Here is a 22,439-nt window from a genome sequence, read left to right on the forward strand (position 1 = left end):
ACTTTCCATCTACAATTAAATTATACAAACAGTTTATACTTTCTTATTTGAAAGTCAACAGTAATATTAAGAATTTGTAATGATAAAGTATATATTCTATTTTTCTCTGAAAGCTTTAAATGCAGTGTCAGTTACAGGATCAAGTAAGTATCTTAGCAACGTTCTTGTACCTGTTACAATTTGTACCTCAGCTTGCATTCCTGGATGTAATTCAAGGTTCTTTGCTTTAGCTATTTTATTAAACTCATCCATATCAATTTCAACTCTTGCGATATAATAATTCTCTTGTTGTGGTTGTTGTCTTTCATCTTGTACTATATCTGGTGATACTCTTACTACTTTACCAGTAAATGTTGGAGTTGTTCTTGATTTAAATGCACTAAAGCGTATTTTTGCAACTAACCCTTCATGTACTGAGTCAATATTTTTTTGTGATACTTTTGCTTCTATTATTAATGGATCATTACTTGGTGAAATTTCCATAATAGCCTGACCTGGGCTAATAACACCACCGATAGTATGATACCTTAAATGATTAATTATGCCGTCCACGGGAGATTTAATGACTACACGATTTAGAGAATCAGTTAAAGCATTGAATTTTTCTTTAAGACTTGCTGTTTGTACTTGAGCATCACGAAGCTCTGTTAAAGTTTTCTCAGTATATTTATTTTGTAAATTAATTATACTAATTTGACTTTCGGTAATAGCATGGCGAGTGGCTGCTATCTCTGTATCAATTGTTGCTACTTCACTTTTTGAGCTAGCAACTTTTGCTTCTTGCTCTAGTAAAGCTGATTTTTGTACAAAGCCTTTTTCTTTTAAGGTTTTTAAAGCTTTAAAACGATCTTGCAAAACTTCGGTTGTCTTAGTCGCAGCAATTTTTTTTGCTTCTAACCCCTCAATTTTTTTTTCGAATTGTGCAATACGTTGTTGCAGAGCACCTTTTTCTGAGTTATATACTTCCTTCTTTGATCTAAATAAGTTTTCTTGAGTATAAATTATTTTAGCTACTTCAGGCAAATTTATATCTTGTATTAGAAAATCTGAAAAATCGATTTGCTCTGAATTATCACGCTCAGCAACTAAGCGATTTTCAGTTGCTAAAGCATTTCGGTACTGGCTTAAAATATTTTCATATTCACTTTTTATTCTAGTTTTTTCAAGCTCTATTAACTTATCACCAGCTTTAACCTTATCACCCTGTGCAACATAAATGGCAGAAATTATTCCACCTTCATGATGCTGAATTATTTTTTTATTAGTATTCGGCATTACTATTCCAACTGCTACTGCACCGCTATCAAGTGGAGCAATAGCTGACCATATGCCACCGATTAATACTAGAAAAATAATAACACTAATGCCAAAAAGTATAGGTGACCTTGCAGCTTGTACTACATTATTACGATCTTTATCAGTTTTTTTGATAATAAAATTAACAAATCTATCAAGCTTAATAAGTAAAAATTCTATTACTTTAGAGGTTTTGTTTAATGTTTTATTGATTAGAGCCTTACGTTTAGAACCTTGACCTTTAAGGTTTAATACTTCCTCTTTTAAAGACAATAATTGTTTCAACTGTTCTGGAGTAATATGAGACTTATTATTTTTTAATTCTTGCATAATATTAAAATTTAATCATTGATGTGAATTGTACCACTTTTTAAAGTTTTAAAGTGGTTTTGAATCTCTTCCTGTGTTCCGTAAACTGCTACTGCACCATCCTGTAATATTAGAATTTTATCAACAACAGATAACACAGAAGGCCTATGCGAAATTACAAGAACTGTTATTCCTTGGATTCTTGCTTGTTTTAAAGCATTAGCTAGAGCTACTTCACCTACTTCATCTAAATTAGAGTTAGGCTCATCTAAAATGATGAGTTTTGGATTGCCGTAAAAAGCTCTAGCAAGTCCAATACGCTGCCTTTGCCCACCTGATAAATTAGAGCCTGCAGGACCAATATCAGAGTCATAACCATCTGGAAATCTTAATATCATTTCATGAGCACCAGCTATTTTAGCTGCTTCAATCACTTTTTGTGGATCAGCATTTTCTTCCATTCTAGCTATATTTTGTTTTATGCTACCGCTAAAAAGTTCTATTCCTTGAGGAAGATAGCCAACATGTTTACCAAAATCTTCTCTATTCCAACGATAAATTTCAGCACTATCTAAGCGTACAGAGCCTGATGACTTTTGCCATATACCAACTATGATTTTAGCTAAAGTTGATTTTCCTGAAGCTGAAGGTCCAATTATTGCAAGAATCTCACCAGGTTGTACTGCAAAACTAACACCTTTTAAGATATATTTGGGCACAAGCGGTTGTGGTAAATGTTTTGGTATAGGATGAGCATAATAAACATTTTCAACGGTAAGATGCCCCTCAACATTTGGAATTGGCATTGCTTCATCTCTAGAAGTATAAGTATTAAATAAACTATTGATGTTTTTATATGATTTGATAGCACCACTCATGCTTTTCCATAGCTCAATAGCATTATCAAAAGGAGCAAGTGCTCTACCAACTATTATAGAACTCATAATCATATTACCAGGTGTCATATCTGCACTGTGAGATTTTACAACAATGTAAGCCCCTACTCCGGTAACAGCCATTTGCATTATGTTACGGATAAATCTTGAAAAGTTAGATATAACACCGTTACGATAGCTAGCAACCGATTGCTTATCAAGTGCTGCTAAATTAAATTTGTGCCAGTTCTTTGTAACATTTTTCATCATGCCCATTGCTTCAACTGTTTCAGCATTTCTGTTAGCAATATCCGCTTGAGTCATGCCTTTAATTGAAAATTCAGTAGCTTCACCTAACGTTTTATTAGTAGCTGCTGCATTAAAGAAAGCTGTTGAAACTATAATTATTGCACCGGAAACTGTAATAAGACCAATATATGGATGAATTGAGAAAATAACTATGATATAGATAATACTCCAAGGTGCATCGAACAAAGTGTTAATTCCTGTACTTGTTAGGAATGTTTTAACGGATTGAAAATCGCGTAATAGTTGACTAGAACCTATACTTGCTCGGGTTGCAGCTGCAGAAATTGATGAAGAAAAAATAATCGGTGCTACTGTCCTATCAAGCCATTCTCCTACTTTTATAAGTGTAAAAGAACGTGCGATTTGCAGCAAACTGTAAACAAAATAAACATAAGCAATTATTATTGATAGATATAATAATGTATATAAATTACCGCTACCAAGAACTCTATCTAAAACCTGCAGAGAATAAAGAGGAGTAATTAACATAAGGAGGTTAATTACAAAAGCAAACCAAAAAATTACCCAAAAAGCTGTTTTGCATTCGCCAAGTGCTATCACTAATGGGGTTTTTTTATTTAGAGTATTATGTTTATTATCCATATTAGTTATATTATTAAGTAAGTGTTAATTAATTCTTCAGCAATTTGAACGCTGTTTAAGGCAGCACCTTTACGGAGATTATCACATGTGATCCATAAATTTATCGCATTAGCTGCACTATTGTCATTCCTAATACGAGAAACATATATGGCATCTTCACCTACCACCTCAATCGGTGAGATATAAGCAAGGTCATTATTATTAGAAATTGCAACAATCCCGTCAGCATCTTTTAGTATTTCTTCAGCTATAGTAGCATCTATTTTGTCGTGTAATTCTATATTAACTGATATAGAATGACCTATAAATACTGGTACTCTGACGGAAGTAACACTAGCTTTAATATGAGCGCCTATAATTTTCTTTAATTCAAAAGTGATTTTTGCTTCTTCGCTTGTGTAGCCATTCTTATTTAAACTGCCTACATGAGGAAATAGATTGAATGCAATTTGTTTTGGAAATATCTTAGAATCATTTTCTCCAAAAACATATTTAGATTTTGTTTGATCATAAAGTTCATCCATTCCGGCTTTACCTGCTCCTGATACTGATTGATAAGTAGATATCACAACTCTTTTAATCTTTATTTCATTATCTATTGGCTTTAATACTACTGCGAGTGGAATTGTAATGCAGTTAGGGTTAGCTATGATATTTTTAGCGCTAAAGCCTTTAAGTGCTGATAAATTAACCTCAGGTACAATTAAAGGTACTTGATTATCGATTCTAAAAAATGATGACTTATCGATAGCTATGCAATTGCTAGCAACAGCTTTGGGTATGAATTCTTGTGATATGTCTGAGCCTGCACAAAAAAATGCAATATCTATATCACTGAAATCTAAATTATTTAAACTAGTAATTCGTATTATTTTATCACCGAAACTTACTTCTCGTCCGATAGAGTTATCCGATGCTATGGCATGAATTTTATTAATAGGAAAATTGCGTTCAGCTAGGATATTTAGAGTTTCGCGCCCAACATTTCCTGTAGCACCGATAATTGCAATATTATATTTTTTAGTCATTTGTATTTATTAATCCAATAAGTTTTTTGCCACCAATAATATGAAAATGAAAATGAAAAATAGTTTGTCCAGATTTTTTACCTTTATTAGTTATTAAGCGATAACCATCTTTATCTAAACCAGCTTCATTTGCTATATCAGAAATTTTAGCAAAAAAATGCTTTATTTCATTTATAGAAGCTTTAGAGATAAAATCAGCATAATCGATATATTCATCTTTAGGTATAACGATAATATGTACAGGTGATACAGGTGCTATATCTTTAAATGCTAAGATTTGTTTGTCTTCGTAAATTATTTCTGCTGGAAGGCTTTTATCGATAATTTTTGCAAAAATATTTTCTTTATTATACATCAAAATGTTATTTATTACGTTCTAAAAATTTTAATTCAGCTTCAATTTTAGAATTTGCAACTACTATATCTTCTAGTCGGTAATTATTTCTTTCTAAGTAGTTTTCTCTAATATCTGAAGCAAAAAAACCGAATATTAACATTATAACTAGCTTAGATACAAGAGCTAATTCTTCAATATTGATTAGTTTTGTTATTATATTTAGGGCTATAATTATAATAACAGCTAACCACATTTTATGGTATAATGCCCAAAATATGCTTAAAAGAGCTGCTATCCATGAAAAACCCTCTTCAATAACAATAAAATTATTATTTTTTTGCTCGTGGTTAATGTATATTGCGTATATATTCATTGTTTAAGTTTAAGTCTTGAAAATTTAAGGAGCAATAATTAAATTGGGTTAGTCAAGAGTTTTATTACATTTACCTTCATATTACTTAATTAACAACTTAATATCAATAAATTTTATTATGTCAGATAACTTAGCCTTACATGGCACAACAATACTTTGTTTAAAAAAGAACAAAGAAATAATTATAGCAGCAGATGGACAAGTTTCACACGGTAATACGATATTAAAGTCTGGAGCACGAAAACTAAGAACTATAGCAAACAATAAAATTATTGCAGGTTTTGCAGGTTCTACAGCTGATGGATTTGCATTATTTGAAAAACTTGAGGCAAAGATAGAAAAATATTCACATAATTTACTTAGAAGTGCTGTTGAACTAGCAAAAGATTGGCGTAGTGATAAATATTTACGTCGTTTGGAAGCAATGATGATTGTTGCTGATCGTAGTCATATATTAATTTTGACTGGTAACGGTGATGTTGTAGAACCTGAAAATAATGTGGCAGCAATAGGGTCAGGAGGATTATTTGCTCTATCTGCTGCACGTGCTTTAATGTCTTATGATAATAATTTAACTGCCGAAGAAATTGCCTTAAAATCTATGAATATAGCGGCAGAACTTTGCGTATTTTCTAACCATAATATTATAACGGAAAAAGTTGTATGAAAGCTATTAAAACTACTTATAAAAAAGATCCTATGGGGCTTACACCTTCTCAAATAGTTAATGAACTTAATAGATTTATCGTAGGTCAAGATAAAGCAAAAAAAGCAGTTGCTATTGCTCTTAGAAATCGTTGCCGCCGTAAAAGAGTTGAGAGTAATTTACGTAATGAAATAGTGCCAAAAAATATTTTGATGATTGGCTCGACTGGAGTTGGTAAAACAGAGATAGCAAGAAGGCTTTCTAAGCTTACCAATTCTCCCTTCTATAAAATAGAAGCTACTAAATTTACCGAAGTAGGGTATGTAGGGCGTGACGTAGAGTCAATAATTCGTGATATTGTAGAAATTGCTGTTAATACCCAAAAGATGGTAGCTAAAAAGGAAGTCGATGTTAATGCACGAGAAAAAGTAATAGATAGAATATTAGATAGTTTAGTAGGTAAGACTTCAAGTATTGACACAAGAGAAAAATTTCGAGAAAAAGTCTTAAATGGTGAGCTTGATGATACAGAAATTGAGATTAATGTTGCAGATACTACTAATCCTTTAAGTGGTGGAAGTTTTGAGATACCAGGTATGCCTGGAGCATCTATGGGTGTTCTTAATCTTGGTGATATGATTGGGCGAGCACTTGGTACTGGTAAAACTAAAGCTAAGAAAATAACAGTTAAAGAAGCGATGATTCTTATTTTACCAGAAGAGTCAGAGAAATTAGTTGATCAAGAAAAAATTATTCAGCAAGCTATCAATTTAGTTGAAAATGATGGCATAGTTTTCATTGATGAAATTGATAAAATAGCTTCAGTGCCTAATGCAGGGACAAAAAATGCCGAAATAAGCAGAGAAGGAGTGCAAAGAGATCTATTGCCTTTGATTGAAGGGACAACAGTTAATACCAAATATGGACCTGTTAAAACTGATCATATATTGTTTATTGCTTCTGGTGCTTTTCATCTTTCAAAACCTTCTGATTTATTACCAGAATTACAAGGCAGATTACCAATTAGAGTGGAATTAAATTCGCTAACCAAAGATGATATGATTAAAATATTGCTTGAGCCTGAAACTAGCTTAATAAAACAATATTCTGCATTAATAGGTACTGAAGATGTACATCTTGAATTTACTTCTGCTGCTATTGAGAAAATTGCGGATTATGCTACTACAGTTAATTTAGAAGTTGAAGATATAGGTGCTAGGAGATTACATACCATACTTGAAAATTTACTTGAGGATATAAGCTTTAGAGCTAGCGAGATGAAAGGAGAAAAAATAATTATTGATGATAAATTCGTCGAAAAACAATTATCAAAAATAATAACTAATCTTGATTTAGCAAAGTTTGTACTATAGCGTTCTTCCTTCAAAGGAAAGACAAAGATATACTATAGTACGATGAAAAAGCAATGCTAACTCATGTAGCAGGCCTAATGTTTTGATATGGCGTACAAGTCACAAATATCAGTGGGTGTTCCTTTCTTGACTTATTCAAAAGAACAAGTTAATGCTGTATTATCTTCAATCTGGTTTGCTCTGGGTACTCACAAGATTTTAATAAATGTCGCTTCGGCAGATTTAGTAAAAGAAGGTAGTGATTTTGATCTTATGATTGCTTGTTCAATACACATCTCAATGAATATTTTTTCAGAACTTGAAATAGCAGATATTTGATAATAGGAAAAGTTAGATAGTTCAATATTTTACCGATAAGTGGTGTTTTGCCTACAGCAATTATTGCATTTGCTTGAGATAAGACCATATTTATTTAAATAAAAATTGCTTGGAAATGTCTTGTCAGGTAATACTACTCTTTAGTAGTAGGAAATTTAATTGAATTAGTGAATCCTTTTAAAGGTTTGCAAGTTAGTTGTAACTTCTATGGAGGCTAAAATGCAAGATGATCGATAAATTATCTAGATTTTATGGATATGAAAGGTCAAAAAATTGCTAAAAGAGCTTTAAAATCAAAGATTCAAGATAACATAGTCTTGTAATGTTTGGTCCTTCTGGTACAGGTAAATTAAGGTTCATCAGATCTTTTCCAGGAATACTTCCTAAAATGTTCGTAAAGGAAGTTTTAGAATATAGTATAATTTTAGTATTGCTGAAAAATTTTTAGACAGTTAGCTTATTAAAGTAAGGCTGTTTAGAGCATCTCATCATTTACTTGCTACTGCTATGATTGGTAGCAGTGTTAGAAAAAAATAAAACCTAGCAAAATTATACTTGCTCATAATGGTGTATTGTTTCTAGATGAATTACCTGAATTTCTACAAAATGTTATTGATCAATTGAAATGACCTATTGAAAATAATGAAATATTAATTTCAAGGCTAAATATTAATAGGTTATGCTTGTGGATGAAAGAAGAGATTTATTAAATGAAGCAGCGAATAAATTGTGTTTATCAATGCATGCAATACTGTAGATACACAATTATTGCTCTTGAAAATGCAAATTAAGTTTTAAAAATGCATATTACTGAAGCTTGAAGTTATAGAAGAATGGAATAATATACGCATAATTAAAGTTTTTATTTTCTGTAACTGCTAATTTTTTTAGCACTTGATTTTTTTAGAAAAATAGACAAAGAAAATAATATAGCAGGAAATTAAGGTAATAAATCATTAGTACTATAATGAGTTGTGATTATGTTACTTAATGTTTATTAAAAGAGAAATAGGATTATGAAATAGTCGAATGGTTCTCTTGGCAGTACTTAAAAGATGCTGGTTATAGATATGGGCTATACTTATGAATAAAGAAGATAATAGCTTAAAATCTAGGTAGTAGATGTAAATGTATATAGTTTATGCTGAAGAGTTAGGTGTGAAAAAGGCAAAGCTGAAAGAAATATAGGAATAGCAAAGAAAATGTTAATTAAAACAAGATCTATAAGAAGAAATTCATGAAATTATAGAATTATTAGTAGAAAAATAGATAAATTGAAAGCAAACGAAGTATCATAGATAAAATAACTAATGATTTACTTAATAATTGATTATTAAAACTATTTTAATAGTAAAATTTTTGAACACAATAGTTAAAATGAATATATGATAAAGATTTATTTTATAGCTGGTGAAATATCTGGTGATTTTATCGGTGGGCACATAATCCAGAACTTAAAAAATAATAAAGAATTAGAGTTTATTGGAGTTGGTGGTAAATATATGGAAGAATCTGGTATTAAAAGTTTATTTCCTATATCTGAAATAAGTCTAATGGGTTTTATAGAAATAATACCTAATATTTTTAGGATTAGGAAATTAATTAATAAGACAATAGAAGATATAATAAGTAGTAAGCCTGTTTTGTTAATTACTATAGATTCACCAGGCTTTACTTATCGTGTTGCACAACGGGTAAAAAAACTTCTACCTAATTTAAAAATGATCCATATTGTTGCTCCGTCAGTGTGGGCATATAAGGAGAAAAGAGCAGGAAAATATGCAAAAATTTATGATTGTTTATTTGCTTTATTACCATTTGAACCACCATATTTCACTAAAGTTGGGCTTGATTGTAGATATATAGGACATCCTGTAATGGAGCAAGAATTTTATAATGATAAAATAGCTTTACGTAAAGAGTTCAAAATAGATGATAATACGAAAATTTTATGTGTTACCCTTGGGAGCAGAAAAGGAGAAATCTTAAGGCATTTATCAGTTTTTATTGCTGCTATTGAAGAAGTATGTAAGAATTATAAGAATCTTAAGGTCATATTTACTCTTGCAAACTCTAATCATGAAGTAATAATAAAACCATTTCTAGCAAATGTTAAGTTTAATTATTTATTTTCAAATGAAAGGCTAAAAAGTTACGCTGTTGCCGATTTAGCGCTAGCAAAGTCTGGTACTAATACTTTAGAAATAGCTGCTTCTAATACGCCTATGATTGTAGCATATAAGGTTAATATTTTAAGCTTCCTTGTTATTAAAGCACTAATGAAAATAAAATATATTACTTTGATAAATATTATAGCTGATAAAGAAATCATTCCAGAATTTGTTCAATTTAATTGCAGAGTTGCGCTTATTAGTAGCAAACTTCAAGAATTACTATTTAATTCTAAAAAAGCTTACAAGCAGTTAATAGAAAGTCAAGAAATCTTACAGAGACTTAAATCCAATCAATTACCTTCTTATATAGCTGCAGAAATTATTAAACAAGAGTTCTTAAAATAAAGTTATTAAAAAGAAAAGACTAGCATTTGAACTGATCTATAGCATTTTTTGAGTTATAATAAGAAAATATATTTCCATATTTTTAATGTTAATTTGTTTAATTACAATTTCTAAATCATTGGAAATTTTTGTATGTTCCTAAGTATTATCAAAACATATTTCTTGTCAAGAATGTTGATAAGTTTGCTAATTTATTTTGTAAAGCTTTTGTGACTTTTCAGTATATTCTTCATTTTTAGATCAGTTTATTATAGTAAATTAATTTGCATTAAGTTAATTTTGTTACTCATTAGTCATATAGTTTCAATATTTAAATTACTAAATATTGAAACCATTGACTTATTCAACAAAAAGTATAAGATCTAAATTCAGCATGTATCTGATCTCAAGCTCAGTTTTAAGTTAATTTAACTATGTGTCGTTTTAGTTCTTAAGAAAACCATATTTCATGGTAATTGTGTTATTAATATTTTCTGAGTGTTTAAAATTGCAATTGTTATGTTAAAAAATCTATTAAAGACTATAATTTTTTTAATTATAATATCTTTAAGTATATTTATTACTTTACTAAATTTCAGCATATTTTATATTTTTGTGCCTGGTAGCCTTACTCAAAATAAAACAATAATTATTGAGCCTAAATTATCTGTAAATCAAATAGTTACAAAACTTTATTTTAATGAGGTAATTAAATATCCATGGTTATTTAAGGTAATTGCTAAAATTTATTCTATAAAGATTCCTCTTAAAAGTGGTGAATATATTTTTACACGCAATATATCGCCACTGCAAACTTTAAGAATATTAGCAAGCGGTAAGTCTATAGTACATAAGATAATTGTACCTGAAGGTACAGTAGTTAGTGAAATTATAAAGAAAATTAATGAAGAAAACCATTTGTTAGGAGAAATAAAAGGTATAATCCCAGAAGGTTTTTTAATGCCGTCGACTTATTTTTTTTCTTATGGAGATCAAAAAGAGCAGATAATTGATCAAATGAGAAATTTAATGTCTGCTAATTTAGATAAAGTAATGCAATATCTTTCACCGGATTCTCCCTTAAAAACTAGGCTTGAGGTATTAACTCTAGCTTCGATAGTTGAAAAAGAAGCTGGCTCAAATGCAGAAAAACCTATTATAGCAGCAGTGTTCATTAATCGTTTAAAGAAGAATATCAAGCTACAAGCCGATCCGACTACTATATATGCTTTGACTGAAGGAAAATTTAAATTAGCAAGACCTTTAACAAAAAAAGATTTATTACAAGCATTACCTTATAATACTTATTATATTAAAGGTTTACCACCAGGCCCGATTTCTTGTCCTTCATTGCAATCCTTAGAAGCAGTAGTAAGGCCTGCTAAGACAGATGCTTTATTTTTTGTAGTTGATGGAAAAGGAGGTCATAATTTTTCGAATAATCTTAATGATCATAATAGATTTGTTAAGAGTTATAGAAAAAGTTTAATTAAAATACCAGAAATTGGTCCTAAGAAACAAAAAGAAAATTATGAACAATACTGAATTTAGTAAAATAGCTGATATGACAATTGCATATATAGCAGACAAGATAGAAGAGCAAGATAAAGATAGTGTTATAGATGTAGACCTACAAGGTGATATACTAAATCTTGATACGAATAAAGGTTTATATGTAATAAATAAACAAAGTGCAGTCAAGGAAATTTGGTTATCATCTCCGATGAGTGGTCCTTATCATTTCTTTTATGAACAAGGAAAATGGAAAAATAGAGTAGGGCTTGAATTAATGGCTATCTTAACTAATGAACTTGAAATTGATTTTAGCTGTAATACCGATTTATAAATAATGTAATAATTACTTTTAGTTTATAATATTTTTATACTAATTATTTAAATAAAAACCATATAACAAATTTACGAGTTGTTAACAGTATAAAGTTTTTGATTTAATACAAAATATACCTGCTGATATGTTAAGATTTCGTGATATTGACTATACCATTATAACTGCTAAAGCAGCATTGTATAATCAAGTGATTTATAGAATTAAGGCAAATAAAAGTAACTATAGTAATTATGAGAAAGTTGTTAGTAATTAGCGATTATAGAGAGAAGCCATGCTAATTAATGAATAATTGGTAGAAATTTTAAATAGTCTTAGAAAAACTTTTTAAGTTTATATGCCGACAAAAATTTAATACTGGAAAATTCATTGATATTCTTTGCTCTTGAGAAATAGTGATATGAAGGACTACAAGTATTAAATATAGAATTTTCTAATAGTAAAAAATTAGAAGCCTATATTATAGAGAAAAATAATCCGTCTGTTTTTTTATAAAGGAATAATAGCCTTTACATATTATAAAGGAAAAACATTATTAAAGTTTTCCAAAGCTTTAAATTCTGCTAGTTAATAATTGTGAAGAGAATTTACAAGATGAGTATGATAGTAATGTTACAGGTATTTTACTTGATAAACTTATTTAGATTAGTATATTTTTAAGTATAGAAGCAGGAAATTGTTCTAAGAATTATAAATTTTGTTCTTGCTCTCACTATAACACTGATGTAGAAAAGAATCTTTCATGCAAATTGAAGAAGTAATTACTGCAACAAAACGTGTTAAAGCTGTTGAGATTTAGAGCTTGATGATTAAGGAAGTAAAAAAGTTAGAACTAGAAATTTAAGTTTTCTTGGTTTATTAAAAAATATCAAGCATTCATAATGAAAGAAGTGTTGTTTTATTTTTTTAATTATAATATTGATTCTTCTAAGGAGTTTTATGATAAAGTCATTATAACATATACTTTTCGGGATATGTTAGAAAATTCTTGCTTTTGATATAAGAGCATATTGGAGGTATTTTAGAATAAATGACGGTCATATTAATATGATTAAACTCTTACAAATCTTGAAGAACCTAATGAGTCAATATAAATAAGCTAATAAAAATTCCTAGTACTCCATTAGAAAATGCAAAAGATATTGATCCTTTTGATTTTGTTAAAGTAATAGCATTAGCAAAAATCATGATTTCTAAATCTTACTATTTGTCTTTCTGTTGGAAGGGAGGCCAAAGTGCCTGGTGAATTACAGACCTTATGTATCATAGCTGGTTTAAGTTTATATAGGCCTGACTGTAGCTAATCAAATGCCTAAAGGATATACAATAATTTATTTTAGAAATTAAGGCTTGTACAAGACATTTAAAATAGATTATTTAAAACTTAGTTAAACGTTTTATTATTTCTGCTCTATCTATCAAAGCTAAAACTCCTGCGATTTCTGGGCCTGATTCTTTACCGGTTAAAGCAAGACGAAGAGGTAAAAATAACTCTTTGCCTTTCCTACCTGTTACATTTGTTATTTTTTTAGTCCATATACCCCAGATATCTTTAGTGTTTTCTTCTTTTGGTAATAATTCTGCTGCTTGTTTTAAATATTCCTTATCTAAATTTAAATCTTGTATTTTTGGAGTTTTATAACAAATTTCCCACCAATCTTTTATATCAGATAGTTTTTGTAAATTTGGTCTTACCAATAACCAAAAATTCTCATTGATATAATCTGCATCAATTTCCTTAAGACGATTTCTTACTTCCTCGAAATCTAAATTTATCAGTAATTGATGATTTAATCTTGTTAAATCTTTCGGTTGATAAATAGTTGGGCTTTTAGAAAAGCTACTTATATCGAATTGCTTTGCTAATTCATCCATTGATTTATAAGGTAAAATTTGTGCTGATGAACCAAGTAAACTAAAAAAGCTGGCAATTGCCATAGATTCTAGCCCAATTTTGTCTCTAAGAGCTGCAATCTCAAATCCTCCCCTTCTTTTAGAGATTTTTTTATCTTTGTTAATAATTAAACTTAAATGCCCAAAAATTGGAGGAAGAGCATTTAATGCTTCAAACATCTGAATTTGAATAGCAGTATTGCTAACATGGTCTTCTCCTCTAATAATATGAGTAATAGCGCAATCAATATCATCAATTACAGAGCAAAGCATATAAGTCATGCTACCATCGGCTCTTATAACTATCGGGTCGCTTAAAGCTTTACCTTCATATTTAACCTTGCCTTTAATCATATCATGCCAAATAATTGATCCGTGATTTACCAAAAATCTATAATGCGGTTTTCTTTCTTGTTCTATGTATTTCTGTACTTGTTCTTTAGTTAAATTTAAACTAGTACGATCATAAATTGGTGGTAATCCTTTAGATAATTGAAATTTACGTTTTAGCTCAAGCTCTTCTGGAGTTTCATAACATGCGTATAATCTATTGTTTTCTAAAAGTAACTTTTTAATTTCATCATATCTATTGAGGCGACTTAATTGGTTAAATGTTTGATCCCAATTAATGTTTAAAAATTTTAAATCTTTCTCAATAGCATCTTTATATTCCTGTTTACTATGTTTTAAATCTGTATCGTCAAACCTTAAAATAAATTGCCCATCATGCTTTTTTGCATATAACCAGTTAAGTAAAGCTGCTCTAATATTACCGATATGTAGCATACCAGTTGGTGATGGAGCAAATCGTGTTATAACTTTTTTCATTATTGCCTTATTTTCTTGTTATTGTTTGTTTCTTTTCCAATTTTATTTTATTTTCTTCAATAAGCTGCATTGCTTCATCTAAAGTTAAATTTAGAAAATCATATTTTTTAGGTATTGCAATAAACTTATCCATATATTTTATGTAAGGACCAAATTTACCATATCCTACAATGATTCCATCATTAGTATCTTTATGAATACCTATTTTTAGCGGTAAACTTAGTAGCTTTAATGCTATATCAAGTGTGATATCACTTTGTTTTAAATTAGGAGGTAGAGGAGCACGTTTCGGTTTTACTTTACCTTCTTGATTGCCATATTGAATATAAGGTCCATAAGGTCCCTTTTTTAGATATATTTCCATTCCTTTTTTATCAGTACCTAAAACTTTATTCTCATTCGTAATATCATTGCCTTCACTTTCAGCTTTATTGTTATCGTTACCGCTAATGATAGATTTTCTAAAAGTACATTCAGGATAGTTGCTACATGCTAAAAATGCGCCAAATTTACTAAGTTTTAAACTAAGCTCACCTGTTGTACATGAAGGACATTTAGAATCTTTATTTTCACCGAATAAATGATAATCTAGTGCGTTTTGTACATAGCTAATAATTTTAGTTATTTTTTGTTCGTTTACCGATTTAATATTATGATTAAAACCATTCCAAAAATTACTTAAAGCAGATCTCCATTCAAGCTTACCTGCTGCTATTTCATCTAATTCATTTTCAAGTTCTGCTGTAAAATCATATTCAACATATTTTTTAAAAAAACCAACCAAAAATACTGTTACTAAACGCCCAAGCTCTTCAGGTATAAAACGCTTTTTCTCAAGTGTTACATATTTGCGTTCTTGAAGTACTGATAAAATAGTAGCATAAGTTGAGGGGCGACCAATCCCAAGCTCTTCAAGTTTCTTAACTAAGCTAGCTTCTGAATACCTTGGTGGCGGTTCAGTAAAATGTTGATTTGGAGTAATTTCTTTAGTTTGTAACTGTTCATTTTCTTTTAAAGGTGGTAGCATTTTATTTTCTTCTTCTGTCTCATCATCTAAGCTTTCACGATAAACTTTATAAAATCCATCAAAAGCTATAGTTGAGCCGTTAGCTTTTGCTAAATATTCTTTATTTTCTGAAGCTAGATTTGCAATGACTAAATCCATTATAACATTTTCCATTTGGCAAGCTATAGTCCTCTTCCAAATTAATTCATAGAGTTTATAATAATCTTTTTCTAGTTTTTCTTTTAGATCATCAGGGGTATAAGTAATATTTGTTGGTCTTATAGCTTCATGAGCTTCTTGAGCATTTTTTACTTTAGATTTATAAATTCTAGGATTATTTGGTAAATATTTATCGCTATAATTTTTACCAATTAATTTACGTATTTCTAATACTGCATCATTTGATAATGTAACACCATCAGTTCTCATATAAGTAATAAGTCCTATTGTTTCCTTACCAATATCTACACCTTCATAAAGCTTTTGTGCTATTAGCATGGTTTTCTTAGCATTGAAACCTAATTTTCTTGCTGCTTCTTGCTGTAAGGAGGAAGTAATAAAAGGCGGTTGCGGTGCACGTTGCTGTTGTTTCTTTTCTATTTTATCAATATAAAACTTTTGAGCTTTTAATTTTTTAGTTAAATCTTTAGCATCTTTTTCATTAGTAATTGAAAATTTTTCTAGCTTTTGGTCGTTTATATGAGTTAATTTAGCAATGAATGATTCATTATTACTATTTTGCATTTTCAGACTAATGTCCCAATATTCTTCTGACTTAAAACGCTCTATCTCATCCTCTCTTTCACATATTAAACGCAAAGCCACCGACTGTACACGTCCTGCTGATTTACATCCTGGAAGTTTACGCCATAAAAGAGGAGATAGTGTAAAACCAACTAAATAATCCAAAGCCCTTCTTGCTTGTTGGGCATTTACTAAATTATTATCGAGTTTTCTAGGGTGCTCAACAGCATAGGTAATTGCTTTTTTAGTGATTTCGTTAAATGCTACTCTTTTAAAAAAATCATCGGATTTAACTTTGTGTTGTTCTTTTATTACTTCAGCAACATGCCATGAGATAGATTCACCTTCACGATCAGGATCAGTCGCAAGATATACTGAATCAGCTTTTTTAGCATCTTTAACTATGATATCAACATATTTAGCTGCTTTGTCTAAAATATCATATTTCATTGCAAAATTTTCATCAGGTAATACTGAACCTTTTTTAGAAGGTAAATCTCTGATATGGCCAAATGATGCAATAACTTTAAACTCGTTACCTAAATATTTATTTATCGTTTTTGCCTTTGCTGGCGATTCTACTATTACTAATTTCATTGATGGTTATTATTCGTTATAAACTAATGAGATCTCATTATCTGGATTGTGTACTACTTGCAAGCTCTAATTTCAATATTATTGTATATGGGTATAATAGGAAGCGGTAATGTTGCTTCTTTTTGTAAATAATCAAAATTAATAGATACTGCTTATAACAATTGAGTAATAGCAGTTCATTCTTTTTCTGATGGTTCTTTTAGATGCTTTATACTTAGTGTTTTAAAATTAGTATCCATTTCAATAAAATCTTTAAATAAGCTATCATCTTTTCTGATAAATTTTTTATATTGCAGTAAATTAGCTACAATGCTGTCTTCTACTTGATCAGCTTCTGCTCTAATTAATTAATTTTCTTAGATCTAAAAGAAAACTAGCGATAGCAAACACTCCTCTATTCTATTCGGGTACAAATCTTGCTTTGACTAGAGAAACAGACTTTAAACTTATTTCGACTGCTACTCTTAAGGTAAAGCCCTGTTATTATTAAACTTCCTGCTACTAAACTTGTAAATTAATTTTGTATTTTCAGATATATAATCAATACATTCTATGATAAACCTAATAGTTTGAGAAAATATTGATGTACAGCACACGTTTTAAAACAGTGATATATATCTTAAACCTATAGCAACCATATGAGCAAATGCTATACCATTTGCTGAAGCATTACCATACACCTACTATTGGACACACCATATTATAATCTAATAACCCCATATCTTTATAATTTAATTTTGATTTCTTTAGGGCATTAATACCTTAAAGATAAATCTTGAATATTATCATGTAGAAACACCAATAAAAAATTTTAGACCTACATTTTTACTTCTAAATATGCCATAAAATATTGATAGTTTCAAGAATATAAGATATTTTAGATTTTTTAACGGAGATTTTTTTTATCATTAATTCAAAGTTATTTTGTACCTATTGTCTATTGTGACTTAATATTATAGTGTAAAAACTTTTATGTCATTCCTGCGAAAGCTAGAATTCAGAAAAAAGAAAAACAAACTAGAGTTTTAAGTGTTAAAACTCTGCATTACTAGCTTAAAAATTAATTCTTGCTTTTGTAGGAATGACATAAGAGCTATAAACTACAACTTGTCAGCATGTGAGCTTAAGTAATGTGAAATCCCTTCATGTGATGGAGTGATTGCTTCTTCACCTTTATGCCAGCCAGCAGGACAAACTTCACCATGTTTTTGATGATGAGCTAATGCATCAATAACTTTTAGCGTATAGTTAATATCACGACCAATAGGCAAATCATTGACTAGCATATGACGTACGATGAAATCTTTGTCAATTAAAAAAGTCCCGCGTAGTGCAACACTGTCTTCATTAAGTACATTATACACCGAAGAAATATTCTTCTTTATATCTGAAACCATAGGGAATTGGACTTGTCCAAGACCACCTTTATTATGCGGGGTATTTTTCCAAGCTAAATGACTAAAATGAGAATCAACACTAACAGCTACTACTTTGGTATCTCTTTCAGTAAATTCACCAAGCTTATTATGAAATGCTATGATCTCTGATGGGCAAACAAAAGTAAAATCGAGAGGATAAAAAAATAATATTAAGTTGGATCCTTTAGCATAGCGACTAAGAGTAAATTCATTTTCTATATTATTATTAGGCATAACAGCTTTAGCTGTAAAATCTGGAGCATTTTCGCCGACAAATACTGGCATATTCTAACCTTTTATTAATTAATAATCTGTCATGATATATAAAACTAATTATTATTACAACAATAAATCTCTGTAAATTTTTACTTATTTAATTTTTTCTCTGGCGAAACTTTTAATTGGTTAAATATACTTAAAGCTTGTGTTATAAAACTACTTGGTTCTGAGAGATTTGCAGGTAAAATTACAGTATTAGTATCCTTAGCTAAGTTACTAAATGCATTAATATATTGCTCAGCTATTTTCAGAGCTACTGCTTCACTACCACCAGTTTTTTGTACTGCTGTAGCTATAATCTCAATACTTTTTGCTGTAGCAGTGGCAACTAAACCTATTGCTTCAGACTCACCTTTCGCTCTATTTACTTGATCAGTATAAGAAGCCTCTGAATTCAGCACAATCTGTGCTTTTTCACCTTCTGCGTGGTTAATTTTTGCTTGTCTATTACCTTCAGATTCTAAGATCTGTGCTCGCTTTTGGCGTTCTGCAGCTACTTGCAATTCCATAGCTTTAAGTATAGATTGTGGTGGCTGAATATCTTTAATTTCATAACGCATACACTGTATGCCCCAATTTATAGCAGCTTGATTAATTGCTGATACTATAGCGATGTTTAATGTTTCACGTTCTTCAAATGTTCTGTCTAAAGGTAACTTACCGATTTCTGATCGCATAGTAGTTTGTGCAAGTTGCGTTATAGCATAATAAGGATTATTAACACCATATGATGCTGCCATCGGATCAATGATTTTAACATATAAAACACCATCAATAGATAGAGTTACGTTATCATTTGAAATTGCTGTTTGTGCTGTAACATCTATTGCCTCTTCTTTTAAAGTATGCTTATATGCTACTCTTTGTATTACTGGGATCAATAAATTTAAACCAGGCTGCAATACTTTATCAAATTTTCCTAGTTTTTCTACTACCCACGCTTGTTGTTGTGGTACAACTTTAACCATTTGTATTATAATTAAAATTACTATGATACTGAAAATTAATAATGCATATTCCATATAATAATACTCTTTTTATTTTCACTTAATCTTATATTATATTTTTGATTGTAAAAAAAGCATTTGACTCAAAAATACCTAAAAATATTTTGACTTCAGTTGTAAAATGCTACGGCACTATATAACAAAATAAATTTAAAAACTAACTATACATTTTATTGGAGAATAGAGTTTCAATTACTTTTATATCTCATTTTAAGCACTATTAAAATCTTTATTTTAATAAATAAGTTTCCACAGTTTTATTTTATCCTAATATTTTAGTAAAATATCTTGTAGAAATCTATAACAATAATCTTCTAAATTTAGGTGTGATCTTAAAATAACTTAATGTTTTATAACAAAATTAGCCAGATTTACATATACTCAAGTTTTTATTGATTACATCGGAATCTATATTTAAACAGTCAAGGATTGAATGAAAAATATAATCATGGCTAATTTCAGTGCTAGCATAGTTTTTAATAGAAGACACCAATTTAGGATGCTTTAATTTAAAATTATTTGATACCCAAACTATAAAAGGTATAGTTATCTGCTGTGCAAGTAATGGTCCGCCGTGACCATAATATCCTTCTTCTCCCAGTGATTCACCATGATCGGATACATACAATAAAAATGCATTTTTATCTTTAAGTAAATCTATTAAGTTATATAAGAAAAAATCTGTATATAAAATCGAGTTATCATAACTGTTAATTAAAGCTAATTTATCACAATCGCTTGCGTCACTTTTAGCTTTAAGATAGCACGTAGGTGTAAAATGTTCAAATGCTTTAGGATATCTTGCTGTATAATTCCAGTGACTACCAGAGGTATGAATTACTAAAAATTGTTTATCCGAATTTATTATTAGCTCCTTTATAAAAGGAAGCATTTTCTCATCATGATCGTTCAAGGAAAATAAAGCAGAACCACCAGGAACTATAGTAAAGTTAATATCATTATAGATGTTACTTAAATCAAAATTTGCAAAACGTCTCATTAAAGTTTGAGTGCCAATCCAAGTAGTCTTAAAGCCTAAATTAGTTAAAACTGATAAAAAACTATTTTCATATCTACTATTCTCTATTTCACTTGCAGGATAACGTGAAAGTAATGATGGTATAGAAAGATAAGTAAGATTAGAAGAAGATTTAGCTTTAAAAGAAATTAGATTTTCAACAGTCTTTAAGTAAGGAGTTGTATCTCTTTCATAACCGTTAATACCGAAATGATCAAATCTTGCTGATTCTCCTATAACTAAAATACCTATAATGTTTGAATCAGAATTATCTACAAAATTATATTGCTTGCTAATATCTATCCGTGCATGATTTTTATCGCTCAAATTTCCTGCAAAGTTAAGATAAGTATTATTTAGATACTGGATAGGAAAATAGTTTTTTAATATTTTGAATGAAGGCGTAATAATATTATATACAAAAATAAGCAAGCAAGCAGCTGATAATAATCTTGTAACAAATAATTTAGTATCAGAAGCGGTAAAAGTTCTAAGAGTATAAAGACAAGTAAATAAACTGAAAACTATCCATATTATTAGTTTAATGCTGGTTAATTCATAAACTTCATTTAAATCTGTTGAAAAAAAACTACCTATCACTTGTTTAGTAGGTTTTATTTTGAAAAAATAAAGATAATAGCTAGCAATAGCAGAAGTTATAAATAAAAAACTTGCTCCAATTTTTAGCACTACCCTATGTATGCTAAGACCAAAAAATGTTATAAAAGAGAATATATAAATATAGAAAAAATCTTTTGATAGCTCTAATATACCTCTAAAAATCACTGCTTTATAATAATCAAATTTATAAATCAATATTGTGGTGTTAAATAACAAACAATAAATAAAAGCTAAAATTATGGATAGTTTTATTAATTTAGTATCTAAATGTTTTTGAATAGTTTTTAGCATATGAAACACTTAATAAAGTCACCTTATTAACTACCATGATTGTAAATAATCTTCAAGAATTTTATCGGCTTTTACTGCCGAATGCTCCGCTGATCGCTATTGATTATGGTAGCAAAAAGTTGGGGGTTGCTATGTCTAATCAAGGGCATAGCATTGCTATGCCCTTAAGTGTTATAGTTGATGTAAAGAGAAAAGTTCAATTTGCATCTTTACTTAGCATATTTGAAAAATATAAAGTTTGTGGCATTATAATAGGGCTGCCTGTTAATATGAATGGAGAGCTTGAAGCACAAGCAGAAATAGTAATGAAATTTGCTGAAGGATTAGCTGCTATTACAAATTTACCAATATATTTACAAGATGAGAGATTTACTACAAGAGCAGCAAATAATTTTCTTAAATCATTAGGTGTTAAGAGAAAAGATCGTAATAATAACGATGATGCTATAGCTGCTAGTATGATCTTAGAGACTGTACTTGCTTCTATTAAGAGATTCTAATCTTCAACATTTTTGTATTATTTAAAAATAATCTAAATTTAAACAGTATTATTGCCTAAATAGATATAGCAGAAACATATAATATATTATTTTCTTGTACTTTTGCTATTAACTCTATTTGAAATGCAGATAATTTTATACTTCTATAGTAGAACATTAAATAGTCAGTATTCAAAATTAAACTTGTTAGATTATCAATTCCAATATTAGTCATTACTTGCTTTCCATGTAGTTGTGTATTATATCATCATTTGTTTTGACTGCTCCTTTTAAAAATTAAAGATCAACATCACTTTTTTAGTTTCTAAAGGTAATATTTTTGCAACTGATGACTCTCTTTCTGCTATAACAAAGGAATTATGTATATTTTGTAATTTTATTAACTATACATTAAAAATATTTTTTAAATTCAATTTTGGATATTTA

At 29.4% G+C, this 22,439-nt stretch carries 21 protein-coding genes; 10 read left to right on the forward strand and 11 right to left on the reverse strand.

Annotation, left to right across the window (positions count from 1 at the left end):
- Positions 1–96: 96 nt before the first annotated feature.
- Genes AC27F4_RS00910 through AC27F4_RS00930 form a run of 5 tightly spaced genes read right to left on the reverse strand, consistent with a single transcriptional unit; the run spans position 97 to position 5,130 of the window.
- Positions 97–1,626 (reverse strand): HlyD family type I secretion periplasmic adaptor subunit, encoded by a 1,530-nt coding sequence (locus AC27F4_RS00910; RefSeq protein WP_487061165.1) that lies wholly within the window; start codon positions 1,624–1,626, stop codon positions 97–99.
- An 11-nt stretch (positions 1,627–1,637) separates the two neighbouring features.
- Positions 1,638–3,392: a type I secretion system permease/ATPase gene (locus AC27F4_RS00915; protein WP_487061167.1), complete on the reverse strand. Its 1,755-nt coding sequence runs from the start codon at positions 3,390–3,392 to the stop codon at positions 1,638–1,640.
- 5 nt (positions 3,393–3,397) lie between these two features.
- Complete coding sequence (gene asd / locus AC27F4_RS00920; protein WP_487061169.1) at positions 3,398–4,420, reverse strand: aspartate-semialdehyde dehydrogenase; 1,023 nt, start codon at positions 4,418–4,420, stop codon at positions 3,398–3,400.
- Positions 4,413–4,775: an HIT domain-containing protein gene (locus AC27F4_RS00925; protein WP_487061263.1), complete on the reverse strand. Its 363-nt coding sequence runs from the start codon at positions 4,773–4,775 to the stop codon at positions 4,413–4,415. The genes asd and AC27F4_RS00925 overlap by 8 nt, the downstream gene beginning before the upstream one ends.
- Before the next feature lie 7 nt (positions 4,776–4,782).
- Complete coding sequence (locus tag AC27F4_RS00930; protein WP_487061171.1) at positions 4,783–5,130, reverse strand: DUF2628 domain-containing protein; 348 nt, start codon at positions 5,128–5,130, stop codon at positions 4,783–4,785.
- A 118-nt stretch (positions 5,131–5,248) separates the two neighbouring features.
- Here AC27F4_RS00930 and hslV point away from each other — a divergent pair, with 118 nt between their 5' ends.
- The 9 genes from hslV to AC27F4_RS00975 all read left to right on the forward strand — a co-directional run bounded on the left by hslV (position 5,249) and on the right by AC27F4_RS00975 (position 13,057).
- Positions 5,249–5,797 (forward strand): ATP-dependent protease subunit HslV, encoded by a 549-nt coding sequence (gene hslV, locus AC27F4_RS00935; RefSeq protein ID WP_487061173.1) that lies wholly within the window; start codon positions 5,249–5,251, stop codon positions 5,795–5,797.
- Entirely contained in the window at positions 5,794–7,149 is a 1,356-nt protein-coding gene (hslU, locus tag AC27F4_RS00940) for an ATP-dependent protease ATPase subunit HslU (protein WP_487061175.1), read from the forward strand. Before hslV ends, hslU begins: the two co-directional genes overlap by 4 nt.
- An 87-nt stretch (positions 7,150–7,236) precedes the next feature.
- Positions 7,237–7,467: a magnesium chelatase domain-containing protein gene (locus AC27F4_RS00945; protein WP_487061177.1), complete on the forward strand. Its 231-nt coding sequence runs from the start codon at positions 7,237–7,239 to the stop codon at positions 7,465–7,467.
- A 322-nt stretch (positions 7,468–7,789) separates the two neighbouring features.
- A complete protein-coding gene (locus tag AC27F4_RS00950; protein ID WP_487061179.1) occupies positions 7,790–7,915 on the forward strand; it encodes an ATP-binding protein in 126 nt (41 codons plus the stop codon).
- A 124-nt stretch (positions 7,916–8,039) separates the two neighbouring features.
- Positions 8,040–8,096: a hypothetical protein gene (locus AC27F4_RS00955; RefSeq protein ID WP_487061265.1), complete on the forward strand. Its 57-nt coding sequence runs from the start codon at positions 8,040–8,042 to the stop codon at positions 8,094–8,096.
- A gap of 756 nt (positions 8,097–8,852) precedes the next feature.
- The gene (lpxB, locus tag AC27F4_RS00960; protein WP_487061181.1) at positions 8,853–9,986 is read left to right on the forward strand and encodes a lipid-A-disaccharide synthase; all 1,134 of its coding nucleotides are present in this window, start codon (positions 8,853–8,855) and stop codon (positions 9,984–9,986) included.
- Between the two features lie 498 nt (positions 9,987–10,484).
- Positions 10,485–11,510, forward strand: coding sequence for an endolytic transglycosylase MltG (gene mltG / locus AC27F4_RS00965; RefSeq protein ID WP_487061183.1), 1,026 nt, complete (start codon positions 10,485–10,487; stop codon positions 11,508–11,510).
- Entirely contained in the window at positions 11,497–11,811 is a 315-nt protein-coding gene (gene cyaY / locus AC27F4_RS00970) for an iron donor protein CyaY (protein ID WP_487061185.1), read from the forward strand. Before mltG ends, cyaY begins: the two co-directional genes overlap by 14 nt.
- A gap of 1,108 nt (positions 11,812–12,919) precedes the next feature.
- On the forward strand, positions 12,920–13,057 hold the full coding sequence (locus tag AC27F4_RS00975; RefSeq protein ID WP_487061267.1) for a hypothetical protein: 138 nt from the start codon (positions 12,920–12,922) through the stop codon (positions 13,055–13,057).
- Between the two features lie 131 nt (positions 13,058–13,188).
- Here the strand turns inward: AC27F4_RS00975 and gltX are convergent, their stop codons facing one another.
- The 5 genes from gltX to AC27F4_RS01000 form a co-directional block, all read right to left on the reverse strand.
- Positions 13,189–14,532, reverse strand: coding sequence for a glutamate--tRNA ligase (gltX, locus tag AC27F4_RS00980; protein ID WP_487061187.1), 1,344 nt, complete (start codon positions 14,530–14,532; stop codon positions 13,189–13,191).
- A 7-nt stretch (positions 14,533–14,539) separates the two neighbouring features.
- Positions 14,540–16,879 carry a type I DNA topoisomerase gene (gene topA / locus AC27F4_RS00985; RefSeq protein WP_487061189.1) on the reverse strand — a complete coding sequence of 780 codons (2,340 nt, stop codon included), beginning with the start codon at positions 16,877–16,879 and terminating at the stop codon, positions 14,540–14,542.
- 1,100 nt (positions 16,880–17,979) lie between these two features.
- Positions 17,980–18,582 carry a peroxiredoxin gene (locus AC27F4_RS00990; protein WP_487061191.1) on the reverse strand — a complete coding sequence of 201 codons (603 nt, stop codon included), beginning with the start codon at positions 18,580–18,582 and terminating at the stop codon, positions 17,980–17,982.
- An 80-nt stretch (positions 18,583–18,662) separates the two neighbouring features.
- Positions 18,663–19,598 carry an SPFH domain-containing protein gene (locus AC27F4_RS00995; protein WP_487061193.1) on the reverse strand — a complete coding sequence of 312 codons (936 nt, stop codon included), beginning with the start codon at positions 19,596–19,598 and terminating at the stop codon, positions 18,663–18,665.
- A 346-nt stretch (positions 19,599–19,944) separates the two neighbouring features.
- Positions 19,945–21,513: a phosphoethanolamine transferase gene (locus tag AC27F4_RS01000; RefSeq protein ID WP_487061195.1), complete on the reverse strand. Its 1,569-nt coding sequence runs from the start codon at positions 21,511–21,513 to the stop codon at positions 19,945–19,947.
- Between the two features lie 35 nt (positions 21,514–21,548).
- Between AC27F4_RS01000 and ruvX the strand changes: the two genes are divergently transcribed.
- Entirely contained in the window at positions 21,549–22,013 is a 465-nt protein-coding gene (ruvX, locus tag AC27F4_RS01005; RefSeq protein ID WP_487061197.1) for a Holliday junction resolvase RuvX, read from the forward strand.
- A 55-nt stretch (positions 22,014–22,068) separates the two neighbouring features.
- Here ruvX and AC27F4_RS01010 read toward each other — a convergent pair whose 3' ends face one another.
- Positions 22,069–22,227, reverse strand: coding sequence for a hypothetical protein (locus tag AC27F4_RS01010; RefSeq protein ID WP_487061199.1), 159 nt, complete (start codon positions 22,225–22,227; stop codon positions 22,069–22,071).
- Between the last annotated feature and the right edge of the window lie 212 nt (positions 22,228–22,439).

The organism is Candidatus Rickettsia mendelii (assembly GCF_057543435.1).

Bases quoted from the DNA above. Each gene is read 5' to 3' on its own strand.
- AC27F4_RS00990 (WP_487061191.1), bottom strand. From the start codon at position 18,582: ATGCCAGTATTTGTCGGCGAAAATGCTCCAGATTTTACAGCTAAAGCT.
- AC27F4_RS00995 (WP_487061193.1), bottom strand. From the start codon at position 19,598: ATGGAATATGCATTATTAATTTTCAGTATCATAGTAATTTTAATTATA.
- ruvX (WP_487061197.1), top strand. From the start codon at position 21,549: ATGATTGTAAATAATCTTCAAGAATTTTATCGGCTTTTACTGCCGAAT.
- asd (WP_487061169.1), bottom strand. From the start codon at position 4,420: ATGACTAAAAAATATAATATTGCAATTATCGGTGCTACAGGAAATGTT.
- AC27F4_RS00915 (WP_487061167.1), bottom strand. From the start codon at position 3,392: ATGGATAATAAACATAATACTCTAAATAAAAAAACCCCATTAGTGATA.
- AC27F4_RS01000 (WP_487061195.1), bottom strand. From the start codon at position 21,513: ATGCTAAAAACTATTCAAAAACATTTAGATACTAAATTAATAAAACTA.
- AC27F4_RS00950 (WP_487061179.1), top strand. From the start codon at position 7,790: ATGTTTGGTCCTTCTGGTACAGGTAAATTAAGGTTCATCAGATCTTTT.
- AC27F4_RS00925 (WP_487061263.1), bottom strand. From the start codon at position 4,775: ATGTATAATAAAGAAAATATTTTTGCAAAAATTATCGATAAAAGCCTT.
- gltX (WP_487061187.1), bottom strand. From the start codon at position 14,532: ATGAAAAAAGTTATAACACGATTTGCTCCATCACCAACTGGTATGCTA.
- mltG (WP_487061183.1), top strand. From the start codon at position 10,485: ATGTTAAAAAATCTATTAAAGACTATAATTTTTTTAATTATAATATCT.
- AC27F4_RS00910 (WP_487061165.1), bottom strand. From the start codon at position 1,626: ATGCAAGAATTAAAAAATAATAAGTCTCATATTACTCCAGAACAGTTG.
- AC27F4_RS00930 (WP_487061171.1), bottom strand. From the start codon at position 5,130: ATGAATATATACGCAATATACATTAACCACGAGCAAAAAAATAATAAT.
- hslV (WP_487061173.1), top strand. From the start codon at position 5,249: ATGTCAGATAACTTAGCCTTACATGGCACAACAATACTTTGTTTAAAA.
- topA (WP_487061189.1), bottom strand. From the start codon at position 16,879: ATGAAATTAGTAATAGTAGAATCGCCAGCAAAGGCAAAAACGATAAAT.
- lpxB (WP_487061181.1), top strand. From the start codon at position 8,853: ATGATAAAGATTTATTTTATAGCTGGTGAAATATCTGGTGATTTTATC.
- AC27F4_RS00945 (WP_487061177.1), top strand. From the start codon at position 7,237: ATGGCGTACAAGTCACAAATATCAGTGGGTGTTCCTTTCTTGACTTAT.
- AC27F4_RS01010 (WP_487061199.1), bottom strand. From the start codon at position 22,227: ATGACTAATATTGGAATTGATAATCTAACAAGTTTAATTTTGAATACT.
- hslU (WP_487061175.1), top strand. From the start codon at position 5,794: ATGAAAGCTATTAAAACTACTTATAAAAAAGATCCTATGGGGCTTACA.
- cyaY (WP_487061185.1), top strand. From the start codon at position 11,497: ATGAACAATACTGAATTTAGTAAAATAGCTGATATGACAATTGCATAT.